Here is a 12,518-nt window from a genome sequence, read left to right as displayed (position 1 = left end):
GTCATCCTTGAAAGAAATGAAGCCGGAGCGAGCCCGGTCAGACGCTCATCGCTCGGCTCATCAGCCAGCGCTTCAGCGGTGCGACATGGTCTACCAGACTCATGCCATGGTTGCGAAGTTCCCTTAAGCCCGGCGCCTCAGACGCAAAAAGGTGCCAAAGTGCATCCGTGCCCCCGGCCATGGCCAGGGTGCCCAAGCGGCGCTTGCGGGCATAACGGGCCAGCAAGGCCGGGTCGCCCAGCTCGCGCCAAGCCTCGCGCTGGGCCATCACGTCATCCAGCGCCAGCACATCGGCCAGGCCCAAATTCAGGCCCTGCCCGGCCAGCGGGTGCACCACATGGGCGGCATCGCCCACCAGCGCCCAGCCAGGGCCAGCCACCGGCTCGGCTTGGGCTATGGCCAGCGGCCACACCGCTCGCTCGCTGGCCAAGCGCAGCGCGCCCACGGCACCCTGGCTGGCCTGCATCAAGGCGGCTTCAAACTGTTCCACCGGCCAAGCCAGCATTTCTTTGGCCTGGGCTTCGGGTTGCGACCACACCAAGCCCCAAGACTGCTGGGGTTCGGGCCGGTCAAACGGCAGCAAGGCCAAGATGTCGGGGCTGCGGAACCACTGGCGGGCCGTGCCGCAATGCGGCTGCTCTGACACCAAACGCGCGGCCAGCGCCCAGTGGCCGTAAGGGTGGCGCTGCATCTGGGCGCCCAGCGCAGCCCGCTGGGCCGAGGCCTTGCCCTCCGCCACCACCGTCAACGCGGCGGCAGCAGGCTCGGGCTGCACGGTGACAGAGGCGGCAAAGCTGGCGGCCGTGTCCAGCACGCTCTCTAGCGCCGCGGCGTCGACAATCCAGGCCAGGGCCTCGGTGGCATGGTCCCAGGCTGAAAACGCAATATGGCCGCCCAGCGCATCGCCGTGGATGTCCATATCCAGCACCGTGGTGCGGGCATCAAGAGGCAGGGCGTCCCAGACCTTGAGGCGCTGCAGCAAGCCCACCGAGGCCGGGTTCAGCGCATAGGCGCGTACATCCTCTTGCGACGGCGCGCCCAAGCCCGCCGCCGCAGGCTTGGCCTGCAGGGCGATACGCAGCCCCTGCTGCGCCAAGACCAGAGCCACACAGCGGCTGACGATGCCGCTGCCCAGAACTCGCACATCAAAGGCACTCATGCTGGCCATTGTAGGAGGCAGCCTGAGGCCAGGGCGCCGGCAGCCCAGCCGCACCACCTAGAATCACGGGTTCGGCGAAGTCCGCCCCCCTACCCTCTCCTAGAAAGCGTCCCATGAGCCTCAAGTGCGGCATCGTCGGCCTGCCCAATGTGGGCAAATCCACTCTGTTCAACGCCTTGACCAAGGCCGGCATCGCAGCCGAGAGCTACCCCTTCTGCACCATCGAGCCCAATGTGGGCGTGGTCGAGCTGCCCGACCCGCGCCTGGCCGCGCTGGCCGACATCGTCAAGCCCGAGCGCGTGCTGCCGGCCATCGTGGAGTTTGTGGACATCGCTGGCTTGGTGGCCGGTGCTTCCAAGGGCGAAGGCCTGGGCAACCAGTTCTTGAGCCACATCCGCGAAACCGACGCCATCGTCAACGTCGTGCGCTGCTTTGAAGACGGCAATGTCATCCACGTCAACAACAAGATCGACCCGATCTCCGACATCGAGGTGATCCAGACCGAACTCTGCTTGGCCGACTTGGGCACCGTGGAAAAGAGCCTGCATCGCTACAACAAGGTGGCGCGCGCGGGTGACAAAGACGCCATCGCCTTGGTCAAAGTGCTGGAAAAGTGCGACACCGCGCTGAACGAAGGCAAGCCCGTGCGCACCATCGATTTCAGCAAGGAAGAACTGGTGCTGCTCAAGCCCTTGTGCCTGATCACGGCCAAGCCGGCCATGTTTGTGGCCAATGTCTCGGAAGACGGCTTCGAGAACAACCCCTTCCTCGACCGCTTGAAGGAATACGCCGCCGCCCAGAACGGCCCGGTCGTGGCCATTTGCGCCAAGACTGAAGCTGAGCTGTCGGAGATGAGCGACGAAGACCGCAGCATGTTCTTGGCCGAAATGGGCCAGGACGAGCCGGGATTGAACCGTTTGATCCGCGCTGCCTTCAAGCTGCTGGGCTTGCAGACCTACTTCACCGCCGGGGTCAAGGAAGTGCGCGCCTGGACCGTGCCCATCGGCGCCACCGGCCCGCAAGCCGCCGGTGTGATCCACACCGACTTTGAGCGCGGCTACATCCGGGCGCAAACCATTGCCTACGAAGACTTCATCGCCTTCAAGGGTGAGCAAGGCGCAAAGGAAGCCGGCAAGATGCGCGCCGAAGGCAAAGACTACGTCGTCAAAGACGGGGACGTGTTGCACTTCTTGTTCAACGTCTGACATCAGCCCATCTGCCCGCCAACCGGCCACATCAACGCCCCGCACCCTGCGGGGCGTTTTTCATTGGGCCATGCAAAACGAGCCCGCAGAAACAAGGGCATTCCTAGGCAGAATCAAACACTCGGCAGCCTCTGGCTCAAGGCCATAGCCCACTGCCCAAAAACATTGGGGACGACTGACGATGGACAACTTAGAACAAGCCTTCATCCGAGAACTGGAAAAAAAGCTCTGGACCGCCGCCGACAAACTGCGCTCTGCCCTGGATGCCTCGGTTTACAAGCATGTGGTGCTGGGCTTGATCTTTCTGAAGTACGTCTCCGACGCCTTTGAAGAACGCCAGCAAGAGCTGAGCGCGCAGTTTCAGAACCCCGCGCACGACTACTACATGGACCCCGACGCCTTTGGCGGGGCCGGCACAGCCGAGTACGCCGCCAACGTGGCAGAAGAAGTGGAAGTCCGCGACTACTACACCGAGAAAAATGTCTTCTGGGTGCCCCTGGAAGCCCGTTGGCAAACCTTGCGAGATTGCGCGCAAATGCCGCCCGGCGACAGCCTTCCCTGGAACACGCCGGGCAAAGACACGCCCGAGAAAATGCGCACCGTGGGCTGGCTGATCGACAACGCCATGGAAGCTATTGAGCGAGAGAACCCCAAGCTCAAAAATGTGCTCAACAAAGACTTTGCGCGCACCCAGATCGACAGCCACAAGCTGGCCGATTTGATCGCCCACTTCTCCGACACCAATTTCAACCAGCCCAGCTACCAGGGCCAGTTGCTCAAGCTGCACAGCAGAGACATCCTCGGCCACGTGTACGAGTACTTCCTTGGCCAGTTCGCCCTGGCTGAGGGCAAGAAAGGCGGCCAGTACTACACGCCCAAGGCCATCGTCACGCTGATCGTCGAGATGCTGCAACCCTTCAAAGGCCGGGTGTATGACCCTGCCATGGGCTCGGGCGGCTTCTTTGTGCAAAGCGACGAGTTCATCGCCCAGCACAGCGGCAAAGTGGCCAGCGGCAAAACCGGGCAGGTCAGCATCTATGGGCAGGAGCACAACCCCACCACCTGGAAGCTGGCGGCCATGAACATGGCCATCCGGGGCCTGGACTTCAACTTCGGCGGCCAGCCCGGCGACACCCTGCTGAACGACCTGCACCCCGACCTGCGCGCTGACTACGTGATGGCCAACCCGCCCTTCAACATGAAGGAATGGTGGAACGCTAAGCTGGCGAAGGACCCGCGCTGGATCGCCGGCACGCCCCCGCAGGGCAACGCCAACTTCGCCTGGCTGCAGCACATGCTCTACCACCTGGCCCCCACCGGCAGCATGGCCCTGCTGCTGGCCAACGGCTCCATGAGCAGCAACACCAACAACGAAGGCGAGATTCGCAAGAAGCTGGTGGAAGACGACTTCGTGGAGTGCATGGTCGCCCTGCCCGGCCAGCTCTTCACCAACACGCAAATCCCGGCCTGCATCTGGTTCCTGACGAAGGACAAGGCCAACGGCTACAACCTCAGCAAGAAGAAGCGCGACCGGCGTGGCCAATTCCTGTTCATCGACGCCCGGCAGCTCGGCTACATGAAAGACCGCGTGCTGCGCGACTTCACGGTGGACGACATCCAGAAGGTGGCCGACACCTTCCATGCGTGGCAGCACGGCGAGGGCTATGCAGATGTGCCCGGCTTTTGCTACTCCGCATCACTCGACGACATCCGCAAGCATGAGCATTTGCTGACCCCGGGGCGTTATGTGGGCGCAGCGGAGCAGCAAGAAGACGGCGAAGCCTTTGCCGACAAGATGGCAAGGCTGACAGCGCAGTTGGCGGGGCAATTTGCGGAGAGTGCCAAGTTGGAGGGGACGATCAAGAAGAGCTTGGTGGGGTTGGGGTATGACATCTAGGGAAGGTCTGCACAAAGCACAGTCAGCTGTGCTCGACGCAGTTTGACGTGGTGGCGTGAGGCCATTTGAGCCATTGCGGGCCTTGCTACCGAGAGTTTCGGTGTCTGCAGACCGCCGATTCGGCAGATTTCGCGCACAGCAGGCGCACTCATGCCTGCACTCCACCGAGTTGGCGGCGCACCATCCACAGGTTGGATAGCGCGAACAGCGTGTGCAGTTGCGCCGTGTTCTTCGCCAGCCCGCGATAGCGCACCTTCACATGGCCAAACTGGCGCTTGATCACACGGAACGGGTGCTCCACCTTGGCTCTGATGCTGGCTTTGAGTTTCTCCAACTCGTCAATCAGCCGGTTCACCTCCTGGCTCTTGTCCAGAGCTCGGCGCTTGCCCGGCCGCATCGCGATGTTCCAGTCGACGCCCGACTTGGCATCAAGGCGCTTGTCCACTCCCTGGTAGCCCGCATCGCCAAAGGCCTCGGTCTCTTCGCCGTGCAGCAGTGCGTTGGCCTCGGTCACATCATGGACGCTGCCAGCCGTGCCACGCACCGTGTGCACCAGTCCCGAGTCAGCATCCACGCCGATGTGCGCCATCATGCCGAAGTACCACTGACCGCCCTTCTTGCTCTGTTTCATCTCCGGGTCGCGTTCGCCCTGGGCGTTCTTGGTCGAGCTTGGCGCGGCAATCAGCGTCGCGTCCACCACGGTTCCTGCGCGCAGCATCAGGCCCTTATTGCGCAGCAGATCGTTGATCGTCTCAAGAATCTTGGGCGCCAGCTTGTGCTTCTCCAGCACGCGCCGAAACCTCAGGATGGTGGTCTCGTCCGGCACCGGCTCATTCCAGTTGCCCAAGCCCGCGAAGTCCCGGAACAGCGCCATGTCGTGCAGCGCCTCTTCCATGGCCGGGTCGCTCAGGTTGAACCACTGCTGCATGAAATGAATCCGCAGCATCACTTCCACCGCAAACGGCGGCCGACCACGTCGGCCCTCGGGCATGTACGGGCTGATCAACGCGACCAACTCCGACCATGGCACCACACTGTCCATCTCGTCGAGGAACACACGCCGCCGTGTGCGCTTGCTCGACTGCCCCAATCCCAAACTCGTCTGCTTCATGCCCAGCATCGTCTCAGTTGATCAGACCTTGCGGTAGCTGATTTGCCCGGGGTTTATGCAGAGTGTCCCTAGGCAGTTCAAGGAGCTATTCGCGATTCCGCTTCGTAACGGACTTACAAAACCAAAAGCCGTGCGAGGCGCGGGCACGAAAATGGTCAATATGGGTGAGCTTTTTGCTAACCCCCGCATAGTGGACGTAGCGATGGATCGAGTTCCCCTTAATCAGGTGGAACGGAGTTCCTCGCTACTCGCTGCTGGCGACCTTCTCTTTGCGCGGCAGTCGTTAGTGCTTTCTGGCGCTGGCAAGTGCTCTATCTTTGTAGGCGACGAGGAGGATGTTTGCTTTGAGTCACACGTCATTCGCTGTCGTTTGAATCGGGAACTCGCAGACTCCCATTTCTACTATTACTTCTTCAGTAGTCCTGTTGGGCGGACTCTGATTGAGTCAATCGTGGAGCAGGGGGCTGGTGCTTCAGGTATTCGGGGATCGGACTTGGCAGAGTTATCTGTGCCGTGGATCAATCCAACTCTTCAGCGCCGCGTCGCAAGTGTTCTTTCTCAAATTGACGACAAAATCGCTGTCAACCGTCGCATCAACCAAACCCTCGAAGCCATGGCGCAAGCCATCTTCAAATCGTGGTTTGTCGATTTCGACCCGGTCAGAGCCAAGATCGCTGCCAAGACCGAAGGCCGCGACCCGCTGCGCGCCGCGATGTGCGCCATCAGCGGCAAGGCCGAGGCTCAACTCGATGCACTGCCGCCTGAAGCCTTCGCACAACTCGCCGCCACGGCCGCGCTGTTTCCAGATGAGATGGAAGAGTCGGAGTTGGGGGAGATTCCGAAGGGGTGGACCTACAAAGCTTTATTGCAGCTCACGGACAAGATTGGCAGCGGCTCAACACCGAGAGGTGGCAAGGAGGTCTACCTTGAAGAAGGAGTCGCACTCATTCGAAGTCAAAACGTCTATGACGGCTTGTTTGTCTGGGAAGGATTGGCCCGCATTTCTGACGATGCAGCCAGCCAGCTCAAAGGTGTGACGGTTCAAGAAACCGATGTCCTGCTCAACATCACGGGTGCGTCCATCTTGCGCACCTGCATGGTTGAGCCTGAAGCACTCCCAGCCAGAGTGAATCAACACGTGGCGATCATCCGTGCTAAGGCCGATGTCCCCCCACATTTCATCCACCTGCACCTGCTGCGGCGGGATATCAAGAGCCATCTGCTTGGTTTGAACACTGGCGGGTCGCGCGAGGCCATTACCAAGGCGCACATCGAGACCTTGACCATACTCACCCCAACGCCTGAGCTGCTGGGCGCATTTCAAATAGCGACCACCCCGATATTCCGACAGGTGCAGCGTTTTGCTCACCAAGTACGTGTGCTCGGTGCATTGCGCGACACCCTCCTTCCCAAACTCCTCTCTGGCGAGTTGCCCGTCAACGCACTCACCGAAACCACCGGGGCCGCCTGATGGACATCCAGAAGCTGCGCGACAACAAGCTCATCGTGGACAAGGTCGAGGAGGCCTTGCAGGCAGCGTATTCGTCGAATCAGGAGTTCAATGCGGTGCTGGACGAGGCCGAGCCGCTGTCTTTCAGAAGCCTGCGCGACCCTGAGCACGAGTATTTGGTGAAGGTCAGCGATGCCCTGTACTGGGTGGAGCGTGATGCTTATCTGGACGAGCTGGATCACTGGGAAGGGCAGCGCCAGGTCGATCAGCACGAAGCCGCAACAGCTTTCATCAAAGCCTCCGACCAACAAGCCGTTTTCCTCGACCTGGTCGATGCCGTTCGATTTGGGCGTATTGCGCCCTTTGTGGGCGCTGGGCTCTCCAAACCCTGCGGCTATCCGATGTGGGGCGAGGCGCTGCGCAAGATCGCCCAGAAGCTGAATGGGCTGGACGTGCAGGACATCGAGCCGTTGATGGCGGTGTACGACTACCTGCAAGCGGCCCAGGTGCTGCATGAGGCTGCGGCTCCGCAGGTTCAGCATTTCATCCAGACCGAGTTTCGTCAACGCGGTGCGATCAATGGGCCGGTCCGGCTGCTGCCCGAACTGGCCAATGGCTGCATCGTCACCACCAACTTCGACACGGTCATCGAAGACCTGTTTCGAGATCTTGGGCGGCCACTCGACGGATACATGCATGGAACACAGTACGGCAATAACTTTGTGCGCAGGCTCTTGCGCGGCGAGCGCTGCATTTTGAAGCTGCATGGCGACGCCGGGCAGCCCAACACCCATGTATTCACGCAGGCGCAATACCAGGCGGCCTATGGCGAGCCCTTCGCATTCCAGAACCAGCTCCCGAGGGCGTTGCGGCAAATCTTCATCAGCCACTCGCTGCTGTTTCTGGGCTGCAGCCTGGAGCAAGACAAAACGCTGGACCTATTCAAGTCAGTGGTGGATGAGGGCGCGTTTGAAATCCCGGATCACTTTGCACTGATCAATGAGCCCGCCACACTGCAGGAGCGCGCACGCAAGGAAGACCGCCTGCTCCAGCTGAAAATCCGGCCGCTGTGGTACGCCACACCCGCAGACGCCGATGGCAAGCCAGACCACAGCCTGCTGGAGCAGATTCTCAAACTTGCCGTCGCCGTGGCGCGCAGACAGGTGGTGTTTGAATGAGCATCTCAACAGCGCAAATTGATTTGTGGCGCAGCAGTGCCTCTGAAACCCAAAATCTCGAATTCAAAGAGGCGGGCAACCAGTACGACGCGCGCAAGCTGAGCCGCTATTGCGTGGCCATTGCCAATGAGGGTGGTGGGCACCTGCTGCTGGGCATTGCAGACAAGCTACCGCGACTGGTGGTGGGCAGCCAGGCCTTCCCGGACACGCAGGACATCGCCGAGAAGCTGTTCCACTGGCTGGGCTTTCGGGTGGACGTCGAGGCCGTTGCTCACCCTGATGGTCGGGTGGTGGTGTTCAGCATTCCTGCTCGTCCCAAGGGCACGGCCTACCACGTCCAAGGTGCCTACCTGATGCGCTCTGGCGAAGAGCTGGTGCCGATGAGCGAAGACCAGTTGCGCAAGATTTTCGCGGAAGGTCAGCCCAGTTGGCTGGAGAACCCAGCGCTCAAGGACGTATCCGCCCAAGACGTGGTTCAGTGGCTGGATACCCAGGCGTTTTTCGATCTGCTGCGCCTGCCCTACCCGACCGACCAGGCGGGAGTGCTGACCCGCCTGCTGGACGAACGCCTCATCGAGCGCAGCCCAGCGGGCTTCAACATTCTGCGCATCGGCGCAGTGCTGCTGGCCAAGAACATGCGGCAGTTTCCGGACGTCAGCCGCAAGGCGGCGCGTGTGATCGTGTACGCGGGCGAGTCCAAGATGCAGACCGTCTCGGATGTGACCGGCGAAAAGGGCTATGCCGTGGGCTTTGCCGGGCTGGTGCAGTATGTGATGGGCAAGTTGCCGCAGAACGAGGTGATTGAAGGGGCCATCCGCAAAGAGGTCAAGCTGCTGCCGGAAGTAGTGGTGCGAGAGCTGCTCGCCAACGCGCTGATCCACCAGGACTTTGACATGAACGGCACTTCGCCGGTGGTAGAGGTGTTCAGCAAGCGCGTGGAGATCTCCAACCCTGGCGAGCCCATCGTGCCGGTGGAGCGGTTCATCGACGGCTATCAGTCCCGCAACGAACGGCTGGCAGACCTGATGCGCCGTTTCGGCATTTGCGAAGAGAAGAGCAGCGGCATTGACCGGGTGATTGAAGCCTCGGAGTTGATGCAGTTGCCTGCGCCCGAGTTCTTGACCAGTCATCGACGCACGATCGTGGTGATCCATGGACCGCGTTCATTCCGCGACATGAATGGCAGCGACCGGGTGCGCGCCTGCTATCAGCACTGCGTGTTGCAGTACGTGCTGCGCAAACAGATGACCAACCAGTCGCTTCGAGAACGATTCGGACTGCCTGAGGGCAGCAGCAACACGGTGTCGCAGATCATCACGGCGACCATGGAGCAAGGGCTGGTGAAGAGCGACCCCAATGCGCCGGACTCTCGGCGCTATGCACGTTACATCCCGGCTTGGGCGTAGCCGCCATTTCATTGCATGCCCGGCGCATTCATTTAGAACATCGCAAGTTATTGATTTGGAACGAATTTCTTATTTCATCGCAAACCTGATCCGCTCCCGCGAGGTCTGGGAAGGCGCAGGGGACTCAACATGCTGAACGAACAACAACTCGAAGACCTCTGCCTGGGCTGGTTCCAAGAGACGGGCTGGCGCTTCGCCCATGGCCCAGACATTGCCCCCGACAGCAACGCCCCGGAGCGCAGCGACTATCGCCAAGTGGTGCTGCGCGAGCGCCTCCTGAGTGCGTTGGCCCGGATCAACCCCCATATGCCCCTTGCCGCGTTGGAGCATGCTGCACATGCGCTGCAACGCTTGAGCGAACCCCAAATGGTGGTGCGCAACCGAAGCTGCCACCGCCTGCTGCTGAACGGCGTGATGGTGGAGTTCGCTGTGGGCGACGAGAAGAAGAAGAGCGATTTGGTGCACTTCATCGACTTCGCGCAGCCCAGCAACAACGACTTCTTGGTAGTGAACCAGTTCACCATCACCGGCAGCAAGCAGCCACGCCGGCCGGATGTGATCGCCTTTGTGAACGGCTTGCCGCTGGCAGTGGTGGAGCTGAAGAACCCCGCCAATGAGCAGACGGATGTGTGGGATGCCTTCAACCAACTGCAGACCTACAAGGACGAAATCTGCGATCTGTTCAACAGCAACGCTGCCCTGGTAGTGAGCGACGGCTTCACGGCACGGGTGGGTTCGCTCACGGCCAATGCAGAACGCATGCTGCCCTGGCGCACCATCACCAATGAAGACGACCGGCCCCGCCTGCAGATGGAGCTGGAAACCGTGGTCAGGGGCTTTTTCAAGCCCGAGCTGTTCCTAGACTACGTGCGGCACTTCGTTTTGTTCGAGCAGGATGGTGACGCCATCGTCAAGAAGATCGCGGGCTATCACCAGTTCCACGCCGTGCGAGAAGCCGTGCGTGCCACGGTGATTGCCGCGCGGGTGGCCGACAAAGGCCTTTTGGAGGTACACGAAGAGCGGGCCACGTATGGCAAGGAGGTCAAGCCCGGCTCACGCAAAGCGGGCGTGGTGTGGCACACGCAAGGCTCAGGCAAGAGCATCACCATGGCCTGCTATGCAGGCAAACTGCTTCAGCAGCCCGACATGAAGAACCCCACCCTGGTGGTGGTGACGGACCGCAACGACCTAGACGGCCAGTTGTTTGCCACCTTCAGTGCGGCCAGTGACTTGCTCAAGACGACCCCGGTGCAGGCGGGCGACCGCGATGAGTTGCGCGAGATGCTGGCCTCCCGCGAAGCAGGCGGCATCATCTTCACTACGGTGCAAAAGTTCGCTTTGCTGGACGGCGAAGAGGCGCACCCACTGCTCTCAGCTCGCACCAATATCGTGGTGATTTCGGACGAGGCCCACCGCAGCCAGTACGGCACCAAGGGGCGGCTGAATACGAAGACCGGCAAGTACGTGTTCGGCTACGCCAAACACCTGCGCGACGCGCTCCAAAACGCAACCTTCATCGGTTTTACAGGCACGCCGATTGCGCTGGAAGACAAAGACACGCGGGCGGTGTTTGGAGATTACGTCAGCATCTACGACATCCAGGATGCAGTGGACGATGGCGCCACGGTGCCCATCTTTTATGAGAGCCGCTTGGCCAAGCTGGACGTGAACCAGGCCGAGATCGACACCCTCAATGAGCAGGTGGAAGAAGTTGTCGAAGACGAAGAGGACATCGCCAGCCGGGAGAAAACCAAGAGCGAGTGGGCTGCCCTGGAAAAGCTCGTGGGTGCAGAGCCCCGGCTGAAGCAAGTGGCCCGAGACTTGATTGACCACTTTGAGACGCGCACCTCGGTGGTGGATGGCAAAGCCATGATTGTTTGCATGAGCCGCGACATTTGCGCGCAGCTCTACAACGCTCTGGTCACGCTGAGGCCCGAGTGGCACAGCGCCGATCCGGAGCACGGTGCGATCAAGATCGTGATGACAGGCTCAGCGGCCGACAAACCTTTGCTGCAGCCACACATCTACAGCAAGCAGGTGAAGAAGCGGCTGGAAGCGCGATTCAAGGACGCCAAAGACCCCTTGAAGATGGTGATCGTGCGCGACATGTGGCTGACGGGCTTTGACGCACCGTGCTGCCACACCATGTACATCGACAAGCCCATGAAAGGGCACAACCTGATGCAGGCCATCGCTCGGGTCAACCGGGTGTTCAAGAACAAGCCCGGTGGTCTGGTGGTCGATTACATCGGCATTGCCAATGAACTGAAGGCCGCTCTCAAGATTTACACCGATGCCAAAGGCAAGGGCGACCCCACGCACGACGCAGCCGAGGCCCTGTCTGTGTTGCTGGAGAAGATGGATATCGTGCGAGGCCTGATGCATGGCTTCGACTACCGCGCCTTCGAAACCAAAGCCATTGAGTTGCTGGTGCCTGCGGCCGATCACCTGTTGGGTTTGAAGGACGGTAAGGCTCGCTTCTTTGATGCAATGGCAGCGGTGACCAAAGCTTTCTCGCTGTGCGGCACACTGGATGAGGCCGGTTTGTTGCGCAAGGAGATTGCGTTTTTCTCAGCCGTCAAGGCCGCCATCGCCAAGTTCACGACCGTGGACAAAAAGCGCAGTGATGCCGAGAAGAACAGCGCGCTCAAGCAAATTTTGGACAACGCCCTCATCGCAGACGGGGTGACCGATCTGTTTGCCTTGGCAGGGCTAGACAAACCCAACATCGGTTTGCTGTCCGACGAGTTTCTGGAAGACGTGCGCCGGATGGAGCGCCGCAACCTGGCTGTGGAGTTGTTGGAGAAACTGCTGCGCGACGACATCAAGGCCCGCGCACGGAACAACCTCGTTCAGCAGAAGAAATATGGTGACCGCCTGCTGGAGACGCTGCGCAAGTATCACAACCGCGCCATCGAGACGGCCCAAGTCATTGAAGAGATGATCCAGATGGCGAAGGACTTCCAGGCCACCCTGGAGCGTGAAGCCCAGTTAGGGACACTCTGCATAAACCCCGGGCAAATCAGCTACCGCAAGGTCTGATCAACTGAGACGATGCTGGGCATGAAGCAGACGAGTTTGGGATTGGGGCAGTCGAGCAAGCGCACACGGC

Annotated in this window: 7 protein-coding genes and 1 pseudogene; 6 read left to right on the top strand and 2 right to left on the bottom strand. The window is 60.6% G+C overall.

All coding sequences use genetic code 11. The annotated features are described in order from the left end of the window. Nucleotides 1-37: 37 nt before the first annotated feature. A complete protein-coding gene (locus tag ACIQ3Q_RS11700; protein WP_396269258.1) occupies nt 38-1,159 on the bottom strand; it encodes an FAD-dependent monooxygenase in 1,122 nt (373 codons plus the stop codon). 113 nt (nt 1,160-1,272) lie between these two features. Between ACIQ3Q_RS11700 and ychF the strand changes: the two genes are divergently transcribed. Further along, complete coding sequence (gene ychF, locus ACIQ3Q_RS11695; RefSeq protein WP_396269257.1) at nt 1,273-2,364, top strand: redox-regulated ATPase YchF; 1,092 nt, start codon at nt 1,273-1,275, stop codon at nt 2,362-2,364. 181 nt (nt 2,365-2,545) lie between these two features. Then, on the top strand, nt 2,546-4,261 hold the full coding sequence (locus ACIQ3Q_RS11690; protein WP_396269256.1) for a type I restriction-modification system subunit M: 1,716 nt from the start codon (nt 2,546-2,548) through the stop codon (nt 4,259-4,261). Nucleotides 4,262-4,409: 148 nt separating this feature from the next. On the opposite strand, the gene ACIQ3Q_RS11685 is transcribed toward ACIQ3Q_RS11690, so the two are convergent. Then, nucleotides 4,410-5,372 carry an IS5 family transposase gene (locus ACIQ3Q_RS11685; RefSeq protein ID WP_396269255.1) on the bottom strand — a complete coding sequence of 321 codons (963 nt, stop codon included), beginning with the start codon at nt 5,370-5,372 and terminating at the stop codon, nt 4,410-4,412. 55 nt (nt 5,373-5,427) lie between these two features. On the opposite strand from ACIQ3Q_RS11685, the gene ACIQ3Q_RS11680 reads away from it, so the two are divergent. The 4 genes and pseudogenes from ACIQ3Q_RS11680 to ACIQ3Q_RS11665 all read left to right on the top strand — a co-directional run. Then, nucleotides 5,428-6,843 (top strand): restriction endonuclease subunit S, encoded by a 1,416-nt coding sequence (locus ACIQ3Q_RS11680; RefSeq protein WP_396269254.1) that lies wholly within the window; start codon nt 5,428-5,430, stop codon nt 6,841-6,843. Then, complete coding sequence (locus ACIQ3Q_RS11675) at nt 6,843-8,000, top strand: SIR2 family NAD-dependent protein deacylase (RefSeq protein WP_396269253.1); 1,158 nt, start codon at nt 6,843-6,845, stop codon at nt 7,998-8,000. The genes ACIQ3Q_RS11680 and ACIQ3Q_RS11675 overlap by 1 nt, the downstream gene beginning before the upstream one ends. Next, nucleotides 7,997-9,406 carry an ATP-binding protein gene (locus ACIQ3Q_RS11670; RefSeq protein WP_396269252.1) on the top strand — a complete coding sequence of 470 codons (1,410 nt, stop codon included), beginning with the start codon at nt 7,997-7,999 and terminating at the stop codon, nt 9,404-9,406. The genes ACIQ3Q_RS11675 and ACIQ3Q_RS11670 overlap by 4 nt, the downstream gene beginning before the upstream one ends. A 129-nt stretch (nt 9,407-9,535) precedes the next feature. Further along, nucleotides 9,536-12,436, top strand: a pseudogene (locus tag ACIQ3Q_RS11665) (type I restriction endonuclease subunit R); the annotation flags it as partial. Nucleotides 12,437-12,518: the final 82 nt, after the last annotated feature.

It is taken from the genome of Ideonella sp. (genome assembly GCF_044358605.1).
In the GTDB taxonomy this organism is placed as follows: Bacteria; Pseudomonadota; Gammaproteobacteria; order Burkholderiales; family Burkholderiaceae_C; genus Ideonella.
Note: the sequence above shows the minus strand (reverse complement) of the source record. Positions and strands in the feature narration are given on the sequence as shown.

What these genes read in the sequence shown, in the direction of transcription:
- ACIQ3Q_RS11680 (WP_396269254.1), top strand. Translation starts at nt 5,428, where the DNA reads ATGCAGAGTGTCCCTAGGCAGTTCAAGGAGCTATTCGCGATTCCGCTT.
- ACIQ3Q_RS11700 (WP_396269258.1), bottom strand. Translation starts at nt 1,159, where the DNA reads ATGAGTGCCTTTGATGTGCGAGTTCTGGGCAGCGGCATCGTCAGCCGC.
- ACIQ3Q_RS11685 (WP_396269255.1), bottom strand. Translation starts at nt 5,372, where the DNA reads ATGAAGCAGACGAGTTTGGGATTGGGGCAGTCGAGCAAGCGCACACGG.
- ACIQ3Q_RS11690 (WP_396269256.1), top strand. Translation starts at nt 2,546, where the DNA reads ATGGACAACTTAGAACAAGCCTTCATCCGAGAACTGGAAAAAAAGCTC.
- ychF (WP_396269257.1), top strand. Translation starts at nt 1,273, where the DNA reads ATGAGCCTCAAGTGCGGCATCGTCGGCCTGCCCAATGTGGGCAAATCC.
- ACIQ3Q_RS11675 (WP_396269253.1), top strand. Translation starts at nt 6,843, where the DNA reads ATGGACATCCAGAAGCTGCGCGACAACAAGCTCATCGTGGACAAGGTC.
- ACIQ3Q_RS11670 (WP_396269252.1), top strand. Translation starts at nt 7,997, where the DNA reads ATGAGCATCTCAACAGCGCAAATTGATTTGTGGCGCAGCAGTGCCTCT.